Here is a 23106-nt window from a genome sequence, read left to right on the forward strand (position 1 = left end):
GCTTGCGAAGCATTGCGGAAGGGGGACGATAGTCCTAATCGCGCCTCCCATGGCAAAAACACCCCAAGCTATCCGTGGCACGCAGGACATTTTCGGCGCCGATGCAGAAGCCTTCGCCTTCGTGGTCGAGACTTTCGAACGCGTGCGCAGGCTTTATCGCTTCCGCCGCGTGGAAATGCCGGTCTACGAGAAGACCGAGGTTTTCAGCCGGGCCATCGGCGAGACCACCGATGTGGTGTCGAAGGAAATGTATTCCTTCGAGGACCGCGGCGGCGATTCGCTGACATTGCGCCCGGAATTTACTGCCGGAATCGCGCGCGCTTACCTCTCCAACGGCTGGCAGCAGCACGCCCCGCTCAAGGTGGCGACGCACGGGCCCTTGTTCCGTTACGAACGGCCGCAGAAGGGGCGCTATCGCCAGTTCCACCAGATCGACGCGGAAATCATCGGCGCAGCCGAACCGCAGGCGGACGTGGAACTGCTGGCGATGGCCGACCAGCTGCTCAAGGAACTCGGCATCGAGGGTGTGACGCTGCACCTCAACACGCTGGGCGATGGCGACAGCCGCGAAGCCTGGCGTGCCGCGCTCGTCGAATACTTCCGCGCCGTGAAGGACGAATTGAGCGAAGATTCGCAGGAGCGGCTGGAGAAGAACCCGCTGCGCATCCTCGACAGCAAGGATCGCCGCGACCAGCGCTTCGTCGCCGATGCGCCCAAGATCGACGATTTCCTGACCGAAGAGGCGAAGGCCTTTTTCGAAGCCGTCACCAGCGGCCTAGATGCGGCAGGCGTGAAATGGCAGCGCGCCGAAAGCCTCGTGCGCGGCCTCGATTATTACCGCCACACCGCCTTCGAATTCATTCCCGACGAAGGCAGCGAGGCCGCCGGCAAGCTGGGTAGCCAGAGTACCATCCTCGGCGGCGGGCGCTATGACGGGCTGATGGAAAGCCTGGGTGGCGCGCCGACGCCTGCCGTAGGCTGGGCTGCAGGGATCGAGCGGCTGGCGATGCTAGTTGGTGATGCCAAGCAAGATAGGCTTGAAATCGCGGTGGCCGCGGAAAGTCGAGAGCGTGAAGCTGACGCTGCAGAGGCTGTAATTCTCTTCCGACGGCTAGGATTCCAAGCGGAACTGTTTGCGACGGGCAGCCCGCGCAAGCGTTACGATAAAGCTCGGAAGGCCGAGCCGGGAATTTTGATTTCTATGGATATTCGAGATGGTAAGCCGTTTCAGAATTGGCTTGGGACCTACCCAGATGTCGATCCAGAGCAGAAAGCGCTGAACGCATTCTCGGCCCGTTGGGAATTGCCTGAAGACGATCACTACGAATGAAAGTCCCCGCCGAACGTCTTGACCAGATCGCCAATCGCTTCGCCGAGCTCGAGGCGCGCATGGCGTCGGGCCAGCTGGAAGGCGACGAGTTCGTCCGGGCGAGCCGCGACTATGCCGAGCTGGAGCCGGTTGCCAAGGTCGCGGCGGAAGTGAAAGCGGCGCGTGCCGAGATCGCCGAGCTGGAGGAAATGCTCTCCGATCCGGAAATGAAGGCCATGGCCGAGGAAGAGCTCGCCGCGCTGCGCGAACGCCTCCCCGAGGCCGAACGCCAGCTCGCTATCGCCATGCTGCCGCGCGACAGTGCCGACAACAAGCCCGCCATGCTGGAAATCCGGGCCGGGACGGGCGGCGACGAGGCGGCGCTGTTCGCAGGCGATCTCTACCGGATGTACGAGCGCTTTGCGGCCGAGCAGGGCTGGAAGGTCGAACCAGTCAGCCTCAGCGCGTCCGAAGTCGGCGGTTTCAAGGAAGTCGTCGCCAATGTCACCGGCACCGGTGTCTTCGCGAAACTGAAATTCGAAAGCGGGGTCCACCGCGTCCAGCGCGTGCCCGAGACCGAAAGCGGCGGGCGCATCCATACCTCCGCTGCCACCGTGGCCGTGCTGCCCGAACCCGACGAGGTCGACGTGCAGATCGACCCGACCGAACTCAAGATCGACACCTACCGCGCCAGCGGTGCAGGCGGCCAGCACGTCAACACTACCGACAGCGCGATCCGCATCACGCACTTGCCGACCGGAACGGTCGTCACCTGCCAGGATGGGCGCAGCCAACACAAGAACAAGGAAAAGGCGCTGCAGGTACTGCGCACGCGTCTCTACGACGCACAGCGCGAGGCGACGCAGGGTGCCGAGGCGGAAGCGCGCAAGGCCATGGTCGGCAGCGGCGACCGGTCCGAACGCATCCGCACCTACAACTTCCCGCAAGGCCGCGTGACCGACCACCGCATCGGCCTGACCTTGCAAAAGCTGCCGCAGATCATCGCCGGGCCGGGCCTTGGCGAACTGATCGATGCGCTGATCGCGGAAGACGAAGCCAAGCGGCTCGCCGCCCTCAATGAATAGGCCATTCCGATGACGGTCGCCGATGCGATCCGCCAGGCGGCGGACCGTTTGTCCGCGACCAGCGATACCGCACGTCTCGATGCCGAGTTGCTGATGGCTCATGCGCTCGGCGTCTCGCGCTCGCGCATGCTGGTGACCTTGATGCGCGAAGACGAGCCGCCTGCTTTCGAGGGCCTTGTCGCGAGGCGCGCCGCTCACGAACCCGTGGCCTACATTACGGGAGTGCAGGAGTTCCGCGGTCTGGATTTCCGCGTCACGCCGGATACGCTAATCCCGCGCGGCGATAGTGAAACCATCGTCGAAGCGGCCTTGGAAGTCGCCCCCGGCGCGCAGCGCGTGCTCGATATGGGCACCGGAACGGGCGCGCTATTGCTCGCCGTCCTCGACGAGCTGCCTGATGCGAGCGGTGTCGGTATCGACGCTTCGGACGCGGCAGTGGCTGTCGCGCAGGAGAATGGCGAGCGTCTCGGCCTCTCCGCGCGCGCGGGGTTCCTCACCCGCAGCTGGCTCGACAGTGATTGGCGCGACGGGCTGGGACAATTCGATCTCGTCCTTTGCAACCCGCCTTATGTCGAGCAGGATGCAGCACTCGATCCCGACGTGCGCGACTTCGAACCGGGGAGCGCCCTGTTTGCCGGTGCGGAAGGACTTGACGACTATCGCGCGATCATCCCGCAACTAGGCAAGCTTATTCTGCAGGGTGGGGCCGCAGTGCTCGAAATCGGCGTGAATCAGGCCGAGCAGGTTTCGGCCATCGCACGCGACTCGGGCTTCGAAACTGGGCTTCGCAAGGACCTTGCAGGCCGTGATCGGGCATTGATCCTGAGATAAGGCTTGGCAAAGCCGATTCGAGGCTCTAAATCTGGCCATAGGCCAGTGGTGCGCGGTTCATTTCGTCCCACCGGTTCTAGCTCCGACATTGCAGTTTTGGTGCGAGGCAATCGGCCCCGTATACCATGCACGAGAAGGAGCACGCACGACGTCAGGAGGCGTCTTGTGCGCAAGGGGATTCGCGGCATTTGAGGGCTTTGCCTGTGCCGCGCCATTGATGAGGACGAGTATCCTTGAACAATAATCGTAATAACCGCCGTCGCGGTCGCACTAATCGCAGTCAAGGCGGTGCCAATTCGGCTAACCGGATCGACAGCCGCGCACGCGGCAACGCTCCGCAGCTGCTCGACAAGTATAAGAAGCTTGCTCAGGACGCCCAGCACAATGGCGACCGCGTGCAGGCGGAATACTACCTGCAGTTCGCCGATCACTATTTCCGCGTGATTGCCGATAACAAGGCACGCCAGGAAGAAGCCAAGTCGAAGCGCAACGATGAGCGCGGCGGCAATTCTTCCGATGACGATGAGGACGATGACGGCGACGACCGCCGCCAGAACCGCCGCCAGCGCCCGCGCCGCGACGACAAGCAGGATCAGTCCGGTGGCCGCCAGCGCAAGCAACGCGACAATTACGGCGATGACGACGACAGGTCCGACAACTCTTCCCCCCGCAGCGACGATGGCGAAGACAAGCCGAAGAAGCGTCGCGCTCCGCGCAAGGCCCCGAAGAGCATCGAGGGCGAGCAGGGTGTCGAGGGCGAGATCGACGCTGCGGCCTTGCCGCCTGCAATCGGCTCGAATGATGATGACGGCGAGGACAAGCCTGCACCGCGTCGCCGCCGTCGCAAGACCGAAGATACCGACGCGGAAAGCGCCGTCGGCTGAGCTTGGCCATCGCGGCTGACGCTTTCGATTGCCATTGCCGCGCCCGTTGTTAACAGGCGTGGCAATGGATCGCATTTCCGAATTCCTCGATCGGCATCCGTACTGGAGCGCCCTCGCGCTCGGTCTCGTGTCGGCGCTCGGCTATCCGCCGCTTGGCCTGTGGCCGCTGGCGCTTGTCGGCATGGCCGCCTTCGTCTGGCTCATTCATCGACAGCGAGGCGCCAAGAGCGCGTTCTTCGCCGGATGGGTTTTCGGTGTCGCGCACTTCACGCTGACCAACAATTGGATCGCGACCGCCTTCACCTACCAGGCTGAAATGCCCGCCTGGCTCGGCTGGCTGGCCGTCCCGCTCCTGTCGCTCTACCTCGCAGTCTGGCCTGCCCTCGCAAGCTGGGGGGCATGGCTGCTTGCGCGCAGGCACAACCTGTCCGTGTTCTCGCTCGCTTTCGGGGCGCTGTGGATTGCGGCGGAATGGTTCAAGAGCTGGGTCTTCACCGGATATGCATGGGGGCCGTTTTCGATGGCTTTCCTGGGCGACTGGACCCGCCCCGGGCTGGCACGGCTGCTCCCTGTCACAGGCACATATGCACTTTCGGGTATGCTGGTCGCGCTTGCCGGAGTGGTTGCCTGGTTTGTCGCCGGAAAGCGCCGTACCGCGCTTGGCATTGCCGGTGTGCTGCTCATTCTTGGCATGTTGTGGCCAGCGGGCACTGCCCGCGAAGGCACGCTCGCTCTTACATTGGTGCAGCCCAACCTGAAGCAGGAAGAGATCGACGATCCGACCAAGTTCGAAGATCAGTTCCAGCAGATCGCTTTCCTCAGCCAGAAACGGCGCGAGGTCAATCGGCGGCTGGTCCTGTGGCCCGAAAGCGGCGTGCCCGACTATCTTCGCGAAGGTTATCCGCAGCGTTACTACGACCGCATGACCGCGGGCGGTGATCCGGCATTTGCCCGCTTCCGCATCGGGCAGGCGATCGGCGATGGCGGCCTGCTTTTGACAGGCGCGGTCGATCTGGAGGTTGGCGAAGTCGAGGGATATCGAAAGGCCACCGGCGCCTACAACGCGATCACGCCGATTAGTGCAGACGGGCTGATCGGACCGCGATACGCCAAGGCGCATCTCGTTCCTTATGGTGAGTATCTCCCGATGCGGGCGCTGCTGGAGCCGCTCGGCCTAAATCGGCTGGTGGCGGGCACGATCGATTTCATCCCGGGACCCGGTCCGCAGACGGTGGACCTGAAGCAGTACGGCAAGGCGGGCATGCAGATATGCTACGAGATCGTCTTTTCCGGTGAAGTCGCGGATCGCAGCGACCGGCCCGACTACATCTTCAATCCATCGAACGATGGCTGGTTCGGAAGCTGGGGTCCGCCGCAGCACCTCGCACAGGCGCGGATGAGGGCGATAGAGGAAGGGCTGCCGGTACTTCGTTCCACCACGACCGGCATCAGCGGTGTCATCGATGCACGCGGTGTGGTGCGCAGCCATATCGGCAGGGGAGAGGCCGACCGGATCGACGCGATCGTCCCGCCGCCGGCCGGTGCGACGCTTTTCTCCTTGCTTGGTCACTGGCTGACACTCATCTGGACCGTGCTGCTGCTGGCCGGATCACTTGTTGCCATGCGGATGCAAGGCCGTTACGAGTCGAAGCACACATAAAGATTTCTTTATATCTCCTAATTTCCGGGGTCCCGATGCGCGCAAGTTTCCTGTTCACGTCCGAGAGCGTTTCCGAAGGTCATCCGGACAAGGTGTCCGATCAGATTTCCGACGCCATCGTCGACCTGATGCTGGCCAAGGATCCCGAGGCGCGCGTGGCATGTGAAACCATGACTACGACGCAGCGCGTGATCCTTTCCGGCGAAATCCGCTGCGCACCTATGTACGATGCGGGGAACCCCGAATGGGCGGAAAACGGCGGCTGGGCACCGGGCGCGAAGGAAGAGATCGAAAAGGCCGTGCGTCGCACGGTCCGTGAAATCGGATATGAACAGGAAGGCTTCCACTGGAAGACCCTGACTTTCGAAAACCACCTTCACGGCCAATCTTCGGAAATCGCGCAAGGCGTCGATGCCAGCGGCAACAAGGACGAAGGTGCGGGCGACCAGGGCATCATGTTCGGCTTCGCCTGCAACGAGACGCCGGACCTGATGCCGGCGACACTCGACTACAGCCACAAGATTCTCGAGCGGTTGGCGGCAGACCGCAAGAGCGGGGCGGCACCGTTCCTGGAACCCGATGCGAAGAGCCAGGTTACGCTCCGCTACGAAAGCGGCGTTCCCAAGGAATGCACCGCGGTCGTGGTTTCGACCCAGCATGCAAAGGGTTATCACGAAGGCGACAAGGAAGCCGAACTGAAGGCCTACGTCCGCGGTGTCGTTTCCGACATCCTCCCGGAAGGCTGGCTGTCCGACAGCACCGAATGGCACATCAATCCGACGGGAGCCTTCGAGATCGGCGGCCCCGATGGTGACGCGGGCCTCACCGGTCGCAAGATTATCGTCGACACCTATGGCGGTGCGGCTCCGCATGGCGGTGGTGCCTTCAGCGGCAAGGACCCGACCAAGGTCGACCGGTCCGCCGCCTACATCGCGCGCTATCTTGCCAAGAATATCGTCGCTGCCGGTTTGGCGCGTCGCTGCACGATCCAGCTCGCCTATGCGATCGGTGTTTCGAAACCGCTGTCGCTCTACGTCGATACGCATGGCACCAGCGCGGACGGCGTTACCGACGAGGCGCTGGAAAGCGCGATTGCCTCGATCGCAAAACTCGGCGGACTGACCCCGCGCGGTATCCGCACCCATCTCGGACTCAACAAGCCGATCTATCGCCAGAGCGCTGCCTATGGGCACTTCGGCCGGCAGGCGGATGGCGAGGCATTCCCGTGGGAGCGCACCGACCTCATCGACGACCTGAAGGCGGCGCTGGCCTGACCCACATACGAGAAAGGGCGGCCCGAACCGGACCGCCCCTTTTCTTGCAATAGATCCGGATCACCTGAGCTTCACGCCTTCCGGCCGGGGTTCGCGCTGGTTGCCGTAATCGTCTTCGCGCAGCCACTGGCCGACCTTGCGACCGAACTTGGCGACGGCATTCATGTTGAAGAAGTGCATGAAGCCGAGAGCGACAACGACAAGGCCGATCTTCGTCGAGAGGAACTCGAGCACCTCGGCAGGGCCTTGGGGCTCGCTGCCGAACCGCAGCGTCAGCAGGATCCACCCCAGGTTGACGAGGTAAAAGCCGACGACGAGCAAATGGTTCGTCGAGTGGGCGAGATTGTCGTCATGTCCGAAGCATTCTTTCAGGAACACGATCCCGTTCTTCGAAAGCGTGCGCGCGACCCAGATCGTGAGCCCGATGCTGATCACGAGATAGGCGAAATATGCTGGAACGAGGTACATGAGACTTCTCCTCTAATTTCTGAAATTTGAGAAATAGGTAGTTAGAACACTTCGATCTGGCTCCTTTCCTGTCTGTTGGGATCAGGTCTTCGTCTTGCCGCCCGGCAGGAGACGCGCGACGCGGCTGCCGAGCTTCATCAAGGTCACGAGGGTCGACTTGGGCAGCCGCCGAACGTCGGCATACCAGCCCGCAAGATTACCGATGAACTCGTGCATCCGCCCCACGCGCTCGCGAAGGTGCTCGGGCACATCGTCTCGCTTGGCCAGGCTTTCGGACAGCTCACCCAGAAGCTGGATCGTCGGATCGATCTCGCGGCGCTTGCGCTCGGCGGTGATCTTCATGAGCATGTCCCACAGATCGCTCTCCGCGATGAAGTGGTCGCGCCGGTCGCCCTCGACATGGACGCGGCGCACGATCTGGTAGGACTGGAGCTCCTTCAGACCGTTCGAAACGTTGGAGCGGGCGAGGCCCAGCTTGTCACAGATGTCCTCCGCGTGGCGCGGGCGATCCGACAGATAGAGCAGGGCGTGGATCTGCGCGACCGAGCGGTTGACGCCCCATTCGCTGCCCATCTCACCCCAGTGCAGGATGAATGCGCGCGCTTCGGGGATTTCGATGATCTCGGCCACGACTCGGCTCCCTTTTGTGATTTCTGAAATTACAGAAATTACGGGAGACGTCAATAAGGAGTGCTGTGTTTTCCGATCAACTGGCGTTGTGTTCGCCCTTTGCAGGGGAGGCACGATCGAGCGTCATCTCGGCATCCGAGAAGGAGAACGGACTGCGGAGGCCGGGTACGCCTTCGGGCGAAATACGCATTCCGCGCGCCTCGACCTGGGGGTCTGCGAACACTTGGTCGAGTGTATTGATGGGGCCTGCGGGCACGCCCTTGTCGGCACAAGCGGCAAGCAGGTCTGTGCGCGACCACTTGGCCGTCTCGCCCGCGATCAGGCCATCGATTTCCGTGCGATTTGCGACCCGTCCTTCATTGGTCGCGAAACGCGAGTCCTCCAGCAGGTCGGGCCGATCAAGCAGCGCCAGCAGCTTGCGGAAAAGCGCGTCATTGGCGGGAGCCAGCACGACGGGTCCGTCCTTCGTCGGAAAGACCCCATAGGCACTGACCTGCGCATGGGCATTGCCCATGCGGGGCGGGTTCTGGCCGGTCGCGAAATAGCTCATCGCCTGGTTCGCCAGCAGGCCTACCGAGCAATCCAGCAAGCTCATGTCGATCCACTGACCCTTGCCGGTACGATGCCGCATCAAGAGCGCAGATTGTACGGCGTTGGCAGACCAAAGCCCGCAAGCAAGGTCGCTGATCGAGACTCCGTGTTTCATCGGATCGCCATCCGGTTCGCCGGTAAGGGACATGAACCCGCTCATCGCCTGGATGACGAAATCATATCCCGGCTCGTCACGGCGCGGACCATCCTGGCCGAAGCCGGTGATGGAGCAATAGACCAGCGCGGGGTTCGTCTCGGCGAGCGAAGCATAGTCCAGACCGAACTTGGCGAGCGCACCGGGCTTGAAGTTCTCGAGCACGACATCCGCGCCAGCCGCCAAAGCCTTTACTGCGGCGAGATCCTCCGCGTCGCGGAAATCGGCCTCGATCCCGCGCTTGCCGCGATTGCAGCCGTGGTAATAGGCGGCGGTCTTCTCGCCGCCGTGCTCGATCCAGGGCGGGCCCCAGATGCGTGTGTTGTCACCTTCGGGGCTTTCGACCTTGACGACGTCTGCCCCGAGGTCGGCAAGGATCTGTCCAGCCCACGGTCCCGCAAGCACACGCGCCAGCTCGAGCACTTTTAACCCCGCGAGCGGGGCATTCTCGTTGCGTGGTTTGTCGAGCCAGTCGGCCATCGCGGCGTCAGCCCAAGGCAACCTCGTAACGGGCAGTCGTCTTGGCCGCGATATCTTCCTCGCTCACGCCAGATGCCAGCTCGATCAGCCGGAACGGGCTCTCATGGTCGGATCGCTTGAAGACGCCGAGGTTCGTGATGATCATATCGACCACGTTCTGGCCGGTTAGCGGTAAGGTGCATTCCGGGATGAACTTGGGGTCGCCCGCCTTGCTGTTGTGGTCCATGACCACGATGATCTTCTTGACGCCCGCGACGAGATCCATCGCGCCGCCCATACCCTTGATCATCTTGCCCGGGATCATCCAGTTGGCGATGTCGCCATTCTCGGCCACTTCCATCGCGCCAAGCACGGTCAGGTCGATATGTCCGCCGCGGATCATTGCAAAGCTGGCCGCGCTGTCGAAATAGGCGCTGTGCGGCAGTTCGCTGATGGTCTGCTTGCCCGCGTTGATCAGGTCTGCATCTTCCTCGCCCGCATATGGGAAAGGACCGATGCCGAGCATCCCGTTCTCGCTTTGCAGGGTGACGTGCATACCATCGGGGATGTGGTTTGCCACCAGCGTCGGAATGCCGATGCCGAGGTTCACGTAATAGCCGTCTTCCAGCTCCTGCGCGGCGCGGGCAGCCATCTGGTCGCGGTCCCAGCCGATCTTTTCTGCTGTCTCGCTCATGTCAATTGCCTTCATTCATGATTGCCGGGGCGTCGGAGGGTGCGGTTTCCGGAGACCAGCGGGTGCCTTCAGGAAAAACCTGCTCCACCGTGCCTTTCAGCGAATATCCGTAAACGGGGTTGGGCAGGACGAACCAGCCGTTGCCCCAGAGCTGGGCGAGATCGCCGCGCGCGGCCAGTTCGCGCCGTTCGAGCGGAGCGAGCGCATCGTCGTTGAAGATGTCGGCGAAGTCTCCAAGGTTGTCTCCGGCGAGCGCGACGACGCAGTAACGCTCCGCGATAAGGGCGCGGCGGCCGTCCTTGTCGCCGCTGTTCACGCCGTCGTCGCCGCGCAGGAACAGCGTGTCGCGGTGGACCGCCTCGCCAAGGCCTGCGGCCGCGATCGCGCGTGCGGCGCCTTCGGGGCTGAATTCACGATTGGTGTTGAAGACCGGGGTGATGCCCGCTTCGCGAAGGCGGCGGATGCCGGTCACTGCGCCGGGAACGGGTCGGATGTAGCTGGCACCCGTCTTTTCCCATTTTTCCCACGTCTCCTTGGAAAAGGAATTTCCGGTGGACGTGGTCCAGTATTCATAACCCTGGTTGAGGATGACCGTCTCGTCGACATCGAACACGACGGCGAGCGGTTTCCAGCTGTCTCCTCGCGCACAGCTTGCCGGTTCGGCGATCGCGCCGCCGACACCCATGGCAACCGATTGCGGGACCCGGCGCTCGCGCGAGCGGGCGATCGCGTAATCCGCGATATTGCGCCAGGACTGGATCGAGGCACCGGCCGCTTCGCCCGAGCCATAGAGCCACTGCATCGTATCGGGCGCATCGGCGGAAGCGACCGGCGCTTCGGGAGCAGGGGTCGTGACGCAACCGGCCAGCGCAAGCGCTGCAATCGAGGTCATGATTGTGCGCATCATGCTTCGGCCCTCTCACGCGTCGTCACGAATTCGATCTTCTTGTCGTATGGTGCTCCCACGATCATGCGCTGGACGTAGACGCCCGGCAGGTGGATGCAGTCGGGGTCGAGGCTGCCGGTCGGCACAATCTCTTCCACCTCGACCACGCAGGCCTTGCCGCAGGTCGCGGCGGGCTGGTTGAAATTGCGCGCAGTCTTGCGGAAAACGAGGTTGCCCGTTTCGTCCGCCTTCCATGCCTTGACGATGGCGAGATCGGCGAAGATTCCGCGTTCGAGGATGTAATCTTCCCCGCCGAAACTCTTCACTTCCTTGCCCTCGGCCACCTGCGTCCCGACGCCTGTCTTGGTGTAGAAACCCGGGATGCCAGCGCCGCCGGCGCGCATGCGTTCGGCGAGGGTTCCCTGAGGGCAGAATTCCACTTCAAGTTCCCCGGAAAGGAATTGCCGCTCGAATTCCTTGTTCTCGCCCACGTAGGAAGAGATCATCTTCTTGACCTGCTGGGTGCGCAGCAGCATCCCGATCCCTTCGTTGTCGATCCCGGCATTGTTGCTGGCAAAAGTGAGGCCCTTCACGCCGCTCTCGCGGATCGCTTCGAGTAGGCGCTCGGGTATGCCGCACAGGCCGAAACCACCGCTGGCAATCAGCATGTCGTCCCTGAGCAGGCCCTCGAGGGCGGAAGCGGCATCTGGGTAAAGCTTGTTCAACGCAATCTCCGTGGGTTTCGCGTGGCTCCTATCGGCAGGGGCGGGGGTGGGTCAATCGCCAGCGATCCCCTCGGGCAATTCTCTGGCCGCCCTCGGCTTCGACTTGCCGAACTTGCCGATCAGGGCGTTGGCGAAATGCGGGAAGAACTTGCGCAGCAGAGCAAAGCCGATCGCACCCCCGGCAAAGACGAGGAACGGCGCAATCAGCCAGAATATCGCATAGGCGCTTGGCGGGGCGATACGGCTCCAGACTAGCCACAATGCCAGAACTGCAAAGCCATGGGTCAGGAATACGAAGAAGCTGTAGCCGGCAAGGCCCGCCAGCCTTTTGCCGATACGGGTAGCTGCAAGCGGGGCGACGGCAACCCAGATCAGCGGCACGGCAATCGTTTTGAAATAGGTCAGGTTGCGGATGTCGAACCACGCGACGGCGACACTCGCGATCACAAGCAGGGCTATGGCAGCGGGCCAGAACCTGTCCAGCCTGCCAAGGTCCACCTTGTGCAGCGCGAGCAGGGCACCGAGGTAAAAGCATGCCGGCATGAGTGCGCGATTGATCACCGGCCCATCGAGGTCGAAGACGAAGAACAGCCATACTACGGGCAGCGCCCACCACCCGGCCTTGCGCGCCACCCACAGGAAAAGCGGGTAGGCGAGCATCAGCAGGAAGAGGTCGCGCAGGAAGTTGAGGGGGTAATTCAGCGGGCCTTCCCGCCAGGCGAAGGCTGCATCGAGGATCACGGAGAGGTCCGCCGGGTATAGCTGGAACCGAAAATCGTGAGACAACATGCCCTGCGACTGGATCACATAGAGCAGCGCTACGAATGGGATGTTCCAGAGCAGGAAGGGCCACAGGAGCCGCTGCGACTTCTGGATCACGACCGACCGGTAATCGAGACGCTCGGGCTGCAGGAAGAGCAAGTAGCCTGAAATGACGGTGAGGACGGGGACTGCGGCGCGGAAAAGCGCCCTGGAGAAGCTGTACTTCACCATTCCGAAGATGTCCGAGTGCGGCGGCGCTTCGACCATTGCCGGGGGAATGTGCACGACCACGATCCCGAAGATCAGGATCGTACGAAGCAGGTTGATCCGGATGCTGTCTGTTCTGGAGACCATGCAGGTCCATCGCACAGGACTATCGCAGGGGAAAGCGATCGCGGGCATCGCCGCCGTACCTGTACCCGGTCGGGACAAATCCTGGCGCTGCGGCTGCCGGCGAATGACCGTGCTGCAGTAGCGAAATGGTTACCGGATTGCATTTCAGCGACTTAACGCACCTATGATGCGTTTGACGCAACAAACCTTGTTCTTTTCGCATTTGCACAATTTTCGTTCCCCCCGCATATGTGCATCTGCCTTTCAGGCATCCTCTCCCAAGACTTTCAGACCCGGTTGGTCATTCCTCGGAATACCAGCCGGGTTTTTTCTTGCCCGCCGCAGGCTCGTTTTCGGACCTCTCGGGCGCCTCGCTCATTGCAACTTCGTGTCCTGTGCCCATTTCTGGCATGACGAATTCGAATTGAAGCAAGGGAGAGTACCCGGATGGCCGATGCCGATGCAGCGACTGCGGTGGATGAGAAGACGGTAAGACTTCAGGTTGCCGCTGCGCGCCAGGAAGAAAGCGGCCAGGGAATTGCGCGCATGCCGCGCTCCGCTTTCCAGACACTGGGCATTACCGAAGGCGACACCGTCCAGATTACCGGCAAGCGCGACACTGTCGCAATCGCCATGGCCGCCTACGATGAAGACCAGTCGCTCGACGTCATCCGCCTCGACGGTTTGCAGCGTGGCAATGCGGAGGTCGGCTCCGGCGAACATGTGAAGGTCGTGGCGGCCGAATCGCGGCCTGCCACGCGGGTGATCTTCGCTCCGGCCAACCGCGAGATGCGGCTGCAAGGTCCGGCTCAGGCGCTGAAACGCAATTTCTTCCAGAAGCCGATCATGGCCGGCGATCTCGTTGCGACGACTGGCCAGCAGCCGGTTCAGAACATGCCGCCAGAAGTGCGCCGCATGTTCAACGCGCCCGCCTATGCGCTTACGCAGATCAGGCTGTCGGTCGTGTCGACCAGCCCCAAGGGTATCGTCCATATCGACGAGAACACCGAGGTCGAACTGCGCGCCGAATTCGAAGAGCCGCGCGATGCACGCGCAATCATCAATTACGACGATGTCGGCGGCATGGGCGAAACCATCCAGCAACTGCGCGAGATGGTCGAACTGCCCCTTCGCTACCCCGAACTCTTCACCCGGCTGGGCGTCGATCCGCCCAAGGGCGTCCTGCTCCATGGTCCGCCCGGCACTGGTAAGACCCGCCTTGCTCAGGCCGTCGCCAATGAAAGCGATGCCAACTTCTTCACCATCAACGGACCCGAAATCATGGGGTCGGGCTATGGCGAAAGCGAAAAGGCGCTGCGGCAGGTTTTCGAAGAAGCCACCAAGTCGGCGCCCGCCATCATCTTCATCGACGAGATCGATTCCATTGCCCCGAAGCGCGACCGGGTGCCGGGCGAGGCAGAGAAGCGGCTCGTTGCTCAGCTCCTCACGCTGATGGACGGTCTGGAAGCGCGTTCGAACCTCGTGGTGATCGCAGCGACAAACCGTCCGGACGCCATCGACGAGGCGCTGCGCCGTCCGGGCCGCTTCGATCGCGAGATCGTGATCGGTGTGCCCGACGAGAAGGGGCGCCGCGAAATCCTCGGCATCCACACGCGCGGCATGCCGCTTGGCGACAGGGTCGACCTGCAGGAACTGGCGAAGGCTACCTACGGTTTCGTTGGTGCGGACATCGCGGCGCTGGCACGCGAAGCGGCCATCGATGCCGTGCGCCGCATCATGCCCAAGATCGACCTCGACGAACGGACAATTCCGCCCGAGGTGCTCGACGAATTATGCGTGACGCGCGAGGATTTCCTCGAAGCCCTCAAGCGTATCCAGCCCTCGGCCATGCGCGAAGTCATGGTGCAGATGCCCAATGTCGGCTGGAGCGACATCGGCGGCGTCGGCGATGCCATCGAAAAGCTGAAAGAAGGCATCGAACTGCCGATGAAGAATCCCGACGCCTTCCATCGGCTCGGGATCAGGCCTGCCAAGGGCTTCCTGCTCTATGGCCCTCCGGGCACTGGCAAGACCTTGCTGGCGAAGGCCGTGGCCAAGGAAGCCAAGGCCAACTTCATCTCGATGAAGAGCTCTGACCTGCTGTCGAAATGGTACGGCGAAAGTGAGCAACAGATCGCGCGCATGTTCAAGCGCGCCCGATCCGTCGCGCCGTGCGTGATTTTCATCGACGAGATCGACAGCCTCGTTCCGGCGCGCGGAAGCGGACAGGGCGAACCGCAGGTCACAGGCCGCGTGGTGAACACCATCCTCGCGGAGATGGATGGGCTGGAGGAGCTCCAGTCGGTCGTCGTCATCGGCGCCACGAACCGGCCGACGCTGGTCGACCCTGCGTTGCTCAGGCCGGGTCGGTTCGACGAGCTGGTCTATGTCGGCACGCCCGACAAGCCGGGCCGCGAACAGATCCTCGGCATTCACACGGCCAATATGCCGCTTGCCAAGGATGTCTCACTGGCGGACGTGGCCGCCAAGACGGAACGCTTCACCGGTGCAGACCTTGAGGATGTGGTTCGCCGTGCCGGCCTCAACGCTCTCCAGCGTGCGGGCGGCGACGTGCAGGAAGTCACGGGCGTGGATTTCACCGAAGCGCTGAAGGACAGCCGCGCGACCGTGACCTCGAAAATGGAAGCGGAGTACCGCAAGATGCGGGGCGAGCTGAAGAAGCGTGCAGCCGAAGTGCAGCCGATCGGCTTCATTCACGAAGGCATGGTCGAAAGCACCCGCGAGCAAAAGCACTAAACCACGCGGCGGTGGGCGTCGATCAGGCGCCCGTCGCCCGCAGGTTCGCCGCCTCGACTTCCAGCCGGTGGCGGATGAGCGCGTCCGGCTGGTTCTCGCGGAGCCATTCAACCATGTGTTCGCGCACAGCGCAGCGCAGGTTGAAGAGGTCGCCGATCGTCTCCGCGCTCATCGAAAGGCGCAGCTCGATGCTCTCCGGATAGGCTTCGGTCATCAGAAGAGCCACATTGCGCCCGTCCCACAACGGATGCGCTTTCACGAAACGCTCGAATTCCTCGCGGATCGGCTCGACCGTGGTTGCGGGATCGAGGTGCAGCATGACCGGTCCGGTCAGCTTCTCGCTCACGCGGGACCAGTTTTCGAAGGCGTTCTCCAGGAACACGGTGGTGGGTACCACCAGCACCCGTTCATCCCAGGTCCGCACGGTCACGAAGCTCATGCGGATTTCCTCTACCCTGCCGGCCTGGCCTTCGACCTTCACCAGATCGCCGATCCGCAGGGGTTGGGTGAGCGCCATCTGCAGGCCGGAGATCAGCGATTTGAGAGCGGGCTGTGCGGCGGCGCCGATAGCAAGTGCCGCAAGACCCGCTGATGCGAGCAGCGTGGTCCCCACCTTGGCGACGCCGGGAATGCTGAGCATGACAAGCGATACGGTAATGATGACGATTGCGAACGTCGCAGTACGCGACAGGATCGATATGCGTGTGCGCAAGGACCGCGTGGCGACTTCATCGCCGGCGAGTTCGACCTGTTTCGAGTAACCGGCCGCAAAACCCTTCACCAGCGAGTAGGCCACCCATCCGAGAACGAAGGGCGTCAGGAACGAGCTGAAGACATCCCAGCCATCGCCGACCAGATGGTTGTTTTCGGCAGCAATGGAAATCGCAAAACCGATAATCGCCCAGCGCAACGGTTTGCGAACCCGTTCGACGATGACGTCGTCGATCTGACTGTTCGAAGTCTTCGTGAACTTACGCAGCGCGGCAAAGATGACATAGTGCAGCAACACGGCCAGCACGATCGCACTCGTAAGAACGATAGCTGTATGGAGGAGACCCTCGTAGGAAACGGGCCAGTTTCGCGGATCGTAACGCTCAAACATCTAGGGTTGCAACTAGGGAGCCTCCGGATCGCTTGCAAGCGAAGTCGCAGCCTGCTCGATCGGCAGGTCGATCGTCACGATCAGTCCGTCTTCGGTGAAGTCGCGCTCGACCGTCCCGCCGAATTGCCGCGCTGCACTGTTCATCAGCAGGCTGCCGAAACCCTTCCTGTCCGGCTCTCCGTCGAGGGGCACACCCGTTTCGCGCCACACAAGGCGGACCCTGTCGTTCTTGCGGGTCCAGCTGACGTCGATCGTCCCGCCATGCGCCCAGGCGCCATATTTGACCGCATTGGTCGTCAGTTCGTGGAAGACCAGGCCGAGCGGTGTGATCCGCTTGGCAGGCAACAGGACTTCGGGCCCATCGATCGTCGCCGTCTGCGTCGACGACCTGTAAGGCGCGAGCGAAGTATCGATCAGCGCCTCCAGCGAAGCCAATTGGGTATCCAGCGCTCCTTGGCTTACCTCGTGCGCAGTGAGGAGTGCGCGAATACGTTCGGCAATGCTGTCGGTTACGGGCTTCGCTTCGGGTTTGTCGCGTGCGCTCATCTGCACGATGGCGAGCACCACCGCGAACAAGTTCTTGACGCGGTGATTGAGCTCGCGAGCGAGAAGGTCCGCGCGATCGCGTGCCTCGCCAACCGCAGCGGCCTGCGCCGCTTCCACTTCCGCACGCGCAGCCCGGGAAACGAGCCGAACGCCGAGCAGGATCGCCACGAGGATGAGGATGATAAGTCCCCCGAGCAGCGGCAGAATGCGCGCTTCGAGGCGGGCCGTGTCGGCGGCCTGGCGTCCAAGTATCTCCCGCTCGATCACGCGCATTTCATCGACGGCCCGGCGCAGGCGCTCCATCGCTTCCTGCCCTTCATCGGAAAGGACTGCGCGCCTTGCATCGAGCAGGCGTCCGTCATCGATCAGCATGACGGACTGTTCCATTTCGGAAAATTTCGCCCGGGCGAGCGCGTCGATCTGGTCGAGCAATTCGGCCTGGCGGACCGTGGTCTCATCGCCGAGCAGGCCGCGCAGACGCCGGAGGGCGGGTTCGATCTGTTCGCTACCCTGAGCGTAGGATGTCAGGTAGCGGCGATCGAGCGTGATCAGATATCCACGCTGTCCCGTCTCCGCATTGAGCGCAGCAAACTCGACTTCCTGCAATTCGGCCAGGACGCTGGCTGTCAGGCGCGATTGCTCGCGTTCGAGACGCTCGCCTTCCAGCGTCTGGTAGACGAGGAAAATCAGGGCGAACATAGCGCCGAAAATGATCAGCGACAGGACCGCATTGGGCCAGCGCTGCCCCCGGCGCACTAGGGCTGCAAGGTCGTTCAATGTGCCGCGTCCCAGCTTGTGCCGGTGCCGATTTCGACACCCAGCGGCACGTCGAGCGAGACCGCCGGCTGCGCTGCTCCAGCCATCACCTCTTCGATCACTTCGGAGGCCTTGGCGACATCGCCTTCGGGCAATTCGAAAACGAGTTCGTCATGCACTTGCAGCAGCATTCTTACCTCGTGCAGCCCGGCCTCGGCCAAGGCATCTTCCATCCGGACCATGGCGCGCTTGATGATATCGGCGCTGGTCCCCTGGATGGGGGCGTTGATCGCCGCGCGCTCGCTTCCTTGGCGCTCCGCCTGGTTCTTGGAGCCTATGCGCGGGAACCACGTCTTGCGGCCAAACAGCGTTTCGGAATAGCCGCGCTCCCGCACCGTCTCGAGCGTTTCCAGAATGTAACGCTGGATGCCCGGGAAGCGCTGGAAATAGGTATCGATCATGTCCTGTGCCTCGTCGGGTTCGACCCCGAGGCGGCCGGCCAGTCCCCAGCGGGAAATGCCGTATAGGATCGCGAAATTGATCGTCTTTGCACGGGCGCGGGTATCGCGCGTCACCTCGCCGAACATTTCGGTCGCCGTGCGCGAATGGATGTCCTCCCCATTGGCGAAAGCATCCTTGAGCGGGCCGACATCGGCCATGTGCGCGGCAAGACGCAATTCGATCTGCGAATAGTCTGCGGCGAGCAGCACATTGCCTTCGTCGGCCACGAAGGCCTCGCGGATCTGGCGGCCGATGGCCGTGCGAATCGGAATGTTCTGCAGGTTCGGGTCGGTCGATGACAGGCGTCCGGTCTGCGCCCCTACGAGGCTGTAGCTGGTATGTACCCGGCCCGTTTTCGGATTGATCGCTTCCTGCAGCGCATCGGTATAGGTGGACTTCAGCTTGGTGAGCTGGCGCCATTCAAGGACCTTATCCGCGATTTCGGCGCCTTCGCCTGACAAGCGCTCCAGGATCGATTGATCGGTGGAATACTGTCCGCTCTTGCCCTTCTTGCCGCCCTTGTACCCGAGCGTATCGAACAACACGTCGCCGAGCTGCTTGGGGCTGCCGACAGTGAACTCCTTGCCGGCGAGCTTGTGGATCTCGGCTTCGAGCCGACCCGTTTCGGTCGCGAATTCCTGCGATAGTCCGGCGAGCCGGGCGCGGTCGACCTTGATGCCGCGCTGTTCCATGCGTGCCACCACCGGCACGAGCGGCCGATCGACCCTCTCGTAGATCGCGGTTCCGCCCTCCAGGGGCAGGCGGCGCTTGAGGTGCCTGTAGAGCCGCCATGTCACATCGGCATCCTCGGCCGCATATTCGGTCGCCTTGTCGAGCGGCACTTCCCCGAACGGTATCGCCTTCTTGCCCGTGCCGCATACTTCCTTGAAGGTGAGGCATGTATGGGAAAGGTGGCGGTCCGCCAGCTCGTCCATGCCATGGCCGCCACCGATCCCGTCAAGGCCGCGGCCTGCATCGAGATCGAAGCTGATAACCATCGTGTCCTCGACCGGCGAAACAGCGACACCGTATCGCGACAGGACGTTGAGGTCGTATTTGCCGTTATGCAGGACCTTGATGACTGCGTCTGAAGCGAGCAGCGGGCGCAGGGCATCCAGAGCTTCGTCCAGGCCGATCTGGTCCGGCTTCTCGGCGAACATGTCCGTTCCGCCATGGGCAAGCGGAATATAGCACGCGTCGTTCGGCCCGATCGCGAGGCTGATGCCGACCAGATCGGCGGCCATGCTGTCGAGGGCGCTAGTTTCGGTATCGACTGCCAGCAGGCGAGCCTTCTGAGCGCGGGCGATCCAGTCCTCGAGCCGGTCGAGCGTCTGGACGCACTCATATGCCGACCGGTCGATTGCGGGCATCTCGGGCAGCGGCTGGACGGAACCTTCGGGAGCCGAAGCGGCTCCGGCGTTTTCCTGCTTGGCCGGGTTGAGATCGTTCGACTTGCCGGGACTTCCGCTACCCGCCTCGAGGCGGCGCAACAGGCTGGTGAAGCCGTGCCTTTCGAGAAACGCGGCAAGCGGTTCGCTCGGCACGCCGTCCAGTTTCATGTCGTCGAGATCGACGGGAAGACCGCAGTCTTCCTTCAAAGTGACGAGGACGCGGCTGAGTTCGGCATCCGCGCGGCGCTCGATCAGGCGTTCCTTGAGCTTGCTTTTCTTCATGTCCTCGGCTGCGTCGAGCGCAGAGGTCAGGTCGCCGTGTTCGGCGATCAGCTTGCTGGCGGTCTTGGGGCCGACCCCGAAGATGCCAGGAATATTGTCGACCGAGTCCCCCATCAGAGCGAGGACATCGCCGACCTTCTCGGGGCGAACGCCGAATTTCTCCTCGACTTCCTCGATATAGATGCGGGCGTTCTTCATCGTATCGAGCATGTCGATGCGCGCGCCGTTCTTTTCGCCGACCAGCTGCATAAGGTCCTTGTCGGAAGAAACGATCGTCACGTCCCAGCCCTCGGCCTGCGCGGCGCGGGCATAGGAAGCGATCATGTCGTCGGCTTCGACATCGGGCTCTTCGATACACGGGAGCGAAAAAGCGCGGGTCGCATCACGAATGAGCGGGAACTGCGGAACGAGGTCCTCTGGCGGATCGGGCCGGTTGGCCTTGTACTGGTCGTAAATTTCGTTGCGAAAAGAATGGCTCGACTTGTCGAGCACCACCGCAAGGTGGGTGGGGCCGTCTGCCTTGTCGAGATCCTCGGCCAGCTTCCAGAGCATGGTCGTATAGCCGTAGACCGCGCCGACCGGTGTCCCTTCGGGATCGGTTAGCGGCGGCAAGCGGTGGTACGCCCTGAATATGTAGGCGGATCCGTCGACAAGATAGAGGTGGTTTTTATCAGCCATCGTAGGGGTGATTAGCAGTGAGTCGCCGGTTTGGGGAGCGCAAAGGCCATGAAAAAATATGGCCGGGAAATGGCGGAAATCCGGCAATTCGATGGCAAATGGGGCATGAATATGGCGAATTTGCTTGCAGCGCCACAATCCCGCCATTATTTAGACATCGTGAGGCCCGATTTCGGACCTTGCGTCGGAGAACGGAATTCCGGCTCTCCGGCCCATAAACTCGCTGTTCAAGGAATTTTCTTTATGCGTAAGATCGCTCTTTTCGCTGCCGCTTCGGCTGCTGCTCTCTCGCTCGCTGCTTGCTCGGAAGCTACCGAAGACGCAGCTGCTGACACCGCTGACTCGGCTGCTGCAGACGCAGAAGCAAACATGGAAGCCGCTGGCGAATCCATGGAAGCTGCTGGCGAAGATGTTGCTGCTGAAGCTGACGCAGCTGCTGCTGAAGTCGAAGCTGAAGTCGAAGGCGAAACCGAAGCCGAAGCAGCTGCTGACTAATCCAGCACGCTTCGCCGGTTAACCGACGAAACAAGAAGGGCGGTGCCGCAAGGCGCCGCCCTTTTTCGTGTCCGTCTGATCTTGATCGGAGACGGCGGGATTAGCCGCCGGTGTGCTCTGCGTTGGTCCAGACGCGCTTGCGCTGTCCGTTCTGCGCCGAATAGCCATCATGAAGCGCGCGGGCGATCTGGGCGATCTTTGCTTCACGATTCAGGCGCGATCCCTGGCCCGTGACATAGATGGCGACTGCCACAGCGCGGCCATCGGAAGTTTCCAGAATGCCAACGTCACTCGAAGTGTTGTTGAGCGATCCGGTCTTGTGGCTAACCTTCACGCTGGCCGGCATGAGAGCTGGAATGCGACGTTTGCCGGTCCTTGTCCGGCTCATCGCGCCCAGCAGTACGCGGCGGCTTTCCGCCGACAGGTACTTGCCCTGGTAAAGCCCCGAAAGCAGCTCGAGAATTGCATTGGGGGTAGCGGCATCGCGCCGATCGATATGCTGTGCGGGGTCGTATTCGCCGTCATCTCTGACCAAGGTCGCGATATCGCGATCAATGCTGAACTCTTCGATGCCCTGCCTGCGCATCCAGTCGTTTACCGCTTCCGGCCCGCCGACAACGCGCAGCAGCGCATCGGTCGCCGGGTTGCTCGACCGGGTGATCATGATTTCGATCAGGTCGATCGCCTTCATGTACTCGCCCTCGTAAACAGGCGCGCGCGGGCTGGAGAACTTCGCCGACCTGCGCGGAAGAAGCAGCGGGAATTCGCTCGTCAGGCTCCACTTGCCCTTTTCCACACCCTCAAGGAAGGTGGCGGCGACGGCGATCTTGCTGGTACTGGCCATCGGGAAGAGCTGGTCGCCAAGAACCGAAACCGTCTTGCCGGTCGACAGGTCGACTGCGGCAACGCCGATGCGCCCGTTGGACCCGTCGGCCAGTTCGGCGATGGTCTGTTCGAGAGCGTTTTCGTAGATAGCCTCGAAGCTCTGGGGCGCGCGTTCCTCGGTGCCCAGGGCCCTGTCGAACTGCGCCTGGTAGTTTGCGGTCTGCGCATTTGCGCCGGTGGACGCGCCAACGGCAAAGGCCGCCGCAACAAGTATCTTGCCTAGTTTCCTCATCCTCATGTCCATATGTCTAGCAAGCCCTTGGTTAGGCCTTGCTTAACGAAACCGGGTGCGGAAAGGCAAGCGCCCGAGCGACAGAATGTGTCGCCCGGGCGCTCGATGCTTTCTGACGGGGGGTCTCTGCTATCAGGATGCGGCAATAACCTTCTCGATCTGCTCGGTGGTTTCGCCGGTCACGGTCTTGTTGATCTCGCCGACCAGGCGCTTTTCCAGCTCGCTATGATAGTGCCGTCGCATCTCGCCGAGCGTCTTGGGATCCGCAATCACCAGCACGTCGGTGATCTCCCCCGAGATCGCCTTGGCATTGAGCCATTCGGCAGCAGCGGCACCATGGGCCAGTTCATTGAGGTCGGTTGCACCGGTGCGCTGACCCAGATCGTCCTGGTGACGCACTCCGGCGCTGAAGTTGCTGGGACTGAGGTCCGGTTTGGTTGCGTCGCCAAGCTTGGGTTCGAACGGCTTTCCGTTGTTCCTCATGATCGTGAAGCTCTCGCCGTCTACGATTGCGACATGCGCCTTATGTGGCACTTTCATCGGTTTCTCCTCGGATGCTTTTAGGGTCTCTTCCTACCAACGAGCCAGCGTCCGATTTGGTCCGCCAAGCGCCAATCATTTGCGCACTTCGCCGGACTGCCGACGATGATCGACCAGCGACTTGTGCCCGCGGCCTTTGCGCTTGACCCGCCCGGCGCGGTCGGGACTATGCGCGCCAAGGGTTTGGGAATCGCAG

At 62.3% G+C, this 23106-nt stretch carries 20 protein-coding genes; 8 read left to right on the forward strand and 12 right to left on the reverse strand.

Annotated elements, in window-relative coordinates; translation table 11 throughout:
• Positions 1-49: 49 nt before the first annotated feature.
• The 6 genes from hisS to metK all read left to right on the forward strand — a co-directional run bounded on the left by hisS (position 50) and on the right by metK (position 7043).
• Entirely contained in the window at positions 50-1330 is a 1281-nt protein-coding gene (hisS, locus tag CVE41_RS08605) for a histidine--tRNA ligase (protein WP_232725619.1), read from the forward strand.
• Positions 1327-2394: a peptide chain release factor 1 gene (gene prfA, locus CVE41_RS08610; RefSeq protein ID WP_100260271.1), complete on the forward strand. Its 1068-nt coding sequence runs from the start codon at positions 1327-1329 to the stop codon at positions 2392-2394. Before hisS ends, prfA begins: the two co-directional genes overlap by 4 nt.
• 9 nt (positions 2395-2403) lie before the next feature.
• Positions 2404-3225 carry a peptide chain release factor N(5)-glutamine methyltransferase gene (prmC, locus tag CVE41_RS08615; protein ID WP_100260272.1) on the forward strand — a complete coding sequence of 274 codons (822 nt, stop codon included), beginning with the start codon at positions 2404-2406 and terminating at the stop codon, positions 3223-3225.
• Between the two features lie 233 nt (positions 3226-3458).
• Positions 3459-4109, forward strand: a complete 651-nt coding sequence (locus CVE41_RS08620; RefSeq protein ID WP_100260273.1) for a DUF4167 domain-containing protein — start codon at positions 3459-3461, stop codon at positions 4107-4109.
• Positions 4110-4173: 64 nt separating this feature from the next.
• Positions 4174-5769, forward strand: coding sequence for an apolipoprotein N-acyltransferase (gene lnt / locus CVE41_RS08625; RefSeq protein WP_100260274.1), 1596 nt, complete (start codon positions 4174-4176; stop codon positions 5767-5769).
• Positions 5770-5804: 35 nt separating this feature from the next.
• The gene (gene metK / locus CVE41_RS08630; protein ID WP_100260275.1) at positions 5805-7043 is read left to right on the forward strand and encodes a methionine adenosyltransferase; all 1239 of its coding nucleotides are present in this window, start codon (positions 5805-5807) and stop codon (positions 7041-7043) included.
• A 60-nt stretch (positions 7044-7103) separates the two neighbouring features.
• On the opposite strand, the gene CVE41_RS08635 is transcribed toward metK, so the two are convergent.
• The 7 genes from CVE41_RS08635 to CVE41_RS08665 form a co-directional block, all read right to left on the reverse strand.
• Positions 7104-7511, reverse strand: coding sequence for a hypothetical protein (locus CVE41_RS08635; protein ID WP_100260276.1), 408 nt, complete (start codon positions 7509-7511; stop codon positions 7104-7106).
• A gap of 81 nt (positions 7512-7592) precedes the next feature.
• Positions 7593-8141: a GbsR/MarR family transcriptional regulator gene (locus CVE41_RS08640; protein ID WP_232725620.1), complete on the reverse strand. Its 549-nt coding sequence runs from the start codon at positions 8139-8141 to the stop codon at positions 7593-7595.
• Between the two features lie 76 nt (positions 8142-8217).
• Positions 8218-9366, reverse strand: coding sequence for a CaiB/BaiF CoA transferase family protein (locus CVE41_RS08645; protein ID WP_100260277.1), 1149 nt, complete (start codon positions 9364-9366; stop codon positions 8218-8220).
• Between the two features lie 7 nt (positions 9367-9373).
• Positions 9374-10039: a CoA transferase subunit B gene (locus tag CVE41_RS08650; RefSeq protein WP_232725621.1), complete on the reverse strand. Its 666-nt coding sequence runs from the start codon at positions 10037-10039 to the stop codon at positions 9374-9376.
• 1 nt (position 10040) lies between these two features.
• On the reverse strand, positions 10041-10946 hold the full coding sequence (locus CVE41_RS08655; protein WP_100260278.1) for a 5'-nucleotidase, lipoprotein e(P4) family: 906 nt from the start codon (positions 10944-10946) through the stop codon (positions 10041-10043).
• Positions 10943-11650, reverse strand: a complete 708-nt coding sequence (locus CVE41_RS08660) for a CoA transferase subunit A (RefSeq protein ID WP_100260279.1) — start codon at positions 11648-11650, stop codon at positions 10943-10945. The genes CVE41_RS08655 and CVE41_RS08660 overlap by 4 nt, the downstream gene beginning before the upstream one ends.
• A 51-nt stretch (positions 11651-11701) precedes the next feature.
• Positions 11702-12766: an acyltransferase family protein gene (locus tag CVE41_RS08665; RefSeq protein ID WP_157799449.1), complete on the reverse strand. Its 1065-nt coding sequence runs from the start codon at positions 12764-12766 to the stop codon at positions 11702-11704.
• 426 nt (positions 12767-13192) lie between these two features.
• On the opposite strand from CVE41_RS08665, the gene CVE41_RS08670 reads away from it, so the two are divergent.
• Positions 13193-15502, forward strand: coding sequence for a CDC48 family AAA ATPase (locus tag CVE41_RS08670; RefSeq protein ID WP_100260281.1), 2310 nt, complete (start codon positions 13193-13195; stop codon positions 15500-15502).
• Positions 15503-15524: 22 nt separating this feature from the next.
• On the opposite strand, the gene CVE41_RS08675 is transcribed toward CVE41_RS08670, so the two are convergent.
• From CVE41_RS08675 to polA, 3 genes are read right to left on the reverse strand one after another with little or no spacing between them, the layout of a single operon-like run.
• Positions 15525-16604 carry a mechanosensitive ion channel family protein gene (locus tag CVE41_RS08675; protein ID WP_100260282.1) on the reverse strand — a complete coding sequence of 360 codons (1080 nt, stop codon included), beginning with the start codon at positions 16602-16604 and terminating at the stop codon, positions 15525-15527.
• 12 nt (positions 16605-16616) lie between these two features.
• On the reverse strand, positions 16617-17927 hold the full coding sequence (locus CVE41_RS08680) for a sensor histidine kinase (protein ID WP_100260283.1): 1311 nt from the start codon (positions 17925-17927) through the stop codon (positions 16617-16619).
• Positions 17924-20758, reverse strand: coding sequence for a DNA polymerase I (gene polA, locus CVE41_RS08685; RefSeq protein WP_100261457.1), 2835 nt, complete (start codon positions 20756-20758; stop codon positions 17924-17926). Before polA ends, CVE41_RS08680 begins: the two co-directional genes overlap by 4 nt.
• A gap of 48 nt (positions 20759-20806) precedes the next feature.
• Here polA and CVE41_RS14755 point away from each other — a divergent pair, with 48 nt between their 5' ends.
• The gene (locus CVE41_RS14755; protein WP_198507630.1) at positions 20807-21253 is read left to right on the forward strand and encodes a hypothetical protein; all 447 of its coding nucleotides are present in this window, start codon (positions 20807-20809) and stop codon (positions 21251-21253) included.
• Positions 21254-21353: 100 nt separating this feature from the next.
• Here the strand turns inward: CVE41_RS14755 and CVE41_RS08695 are convergent, their stop codons facing one another.
• The gene (locus CVE41_RS08695) at positions 21354-22376 is read right to left on the reverse strand and encodes a serine hydrolase (protein WP_100261458.1); all 1023 of its coding nucleotides are present in this window, start codon (positions 22374-22376) and stop codon (positions 21354-21356) included.
• Between the two features lie 126 nt (positions 22377-22502).
• Positions 22503-22910 carry a baeRF12 domain-containing protein gene (locus CVE41_RS08700; RefSeq protein ID WP_100260285.1) on the reverse strand — a complete coding sequence of 136 codons (408 nt, stop codon included), beginning with the start codon at positions 22908-22910 and terminating at the stop codon, positions 22503-22505.
• Positions 22911-23106 lie beyond the last annotated feature (196 nt).

Origin of the sequence: Qipengyuania seohaensis (genome assembly GCF_002795865.1) — a bacterium.
GTDB lineage: Bacteria > Pseudomonadota > Alphaproteobacteria > Sphingomonadales > Sphingomonadaceae > Qipengyuania > Qipengyuania seohaensis.

Excerpts from the sequence above, each read along its gene's own strand:
- CVE41_RS08665 (WP_157799449.1), bottom strand. The coding sequence starts at position 12,766 with ATGGTCTCCAGAACAGACAGCATCCGGATCAACCTGCTTCGTACGATC.
- CVE41_RS08655 (WP_100260278.1), bottom strand. The coding sequence starts at position 10,946 with ATGATGCGCACAATCATGACCTCGATTGCAGCGCTTGCGCTGGCCGGT.
- CVE41_RS08645 (WP_100260277.1), bottom strand. The coding sequence starts at position 9,366 with ATGGCCGACTGGCTCGACAAACCACGCAACGAGAATGCCCCGCTCGCG.
- CVE41_RS08695 (WP_100261458.1), bottom strand. The coding sequence starts at position 22,376 with ATGAGGATGAGGAAACTAGGCAAGATACTTGTTGCGGCGGCCTTTGCC.
- CVE41_RS08635 (WP_100260276.1), bottom strand. The coding sequence starts at position 7,511 with ATGTACCTCGTTCCAGCATATTTCGCCTATCTCGTGATCAGCATCGGG.
- lnt (WP_100260274.1), top strand. The coding sequence starts at position 4,174 with ATGGATCGCATTTCCGAATTCCTCGATCGGCATCCGTACTGGAGCGCC.
- CVE41_RS14755 (WP_198507630.1), top strand. The coding sequence starts at position 20,807 with ATGAAAAAATATGGCCGGGAAATGGCGGAAATCCGGCAATTCGATGGC.
- CVE41_RS08650 (WP_232725621.1), bottom strand. The coding sequence starts at position 10,039 with ATGAGCGAGACAGCAGAAAAGATCGGCTGGGACCGCGACCAGATGGCT.
- CVE41_RS08700 (WP_100260285.1), bottom strand. The coding sequence starts at position 22,910 with ATGAAAGTGCCACATAAGGCGCATGTCGCAATCGTAGACGGCGAGAGC.
- CVE41_RS08675 (WP_100260282.1), bottom strand. The coding sequence starts at position 16,604 with ATGTTTGAGCGTTACGATCCGCGAAACTGGCCCGTTTCCTACGAGGGT.
- polA (WP_100261457.1), bottom strand. The coding sequence starts at position 20,758 with ATGGCTGATAAAAACCACCTCTATCTTGTCGACGGATCCGCCTACATA.
- prmC (WP_100260272.1), top strand. The coding sequence starts at position 2,404 with ATGACGGTCGCCGATGCGATCCGCCAGGCGGCGGACCGTTTGTCCGCG.
- metK (WP_100260275.1), top strand. The coding sequence starts at position 5,805 with ATGCGCGCAAGTTTCCTGTTCACGTCCGAGAGCGTTTCCGAAGGTCAT.
- prfA (WP_100260271.1), top strand. The coding sequence starts at position 1,327 with ATGAAAGTCCCCGCCGAACGTCTTGACCAGATCGCCAATCGCTTCGCC.
- hisS (WP_232725619.1), top strand. The coding sequence starts at position 50 with ATGGCAAAAACACCCCAAGCTATCCGTGGCACGCAGGACATTTTCGGC.
- CVE41_RS08670 (WP_100260281.1), top strand. The coding sequence starts at position 13,193 with ATGGCCGATGCCGATGCAGCGACTGCGGTGGATGAGAAGACGGTAAGA.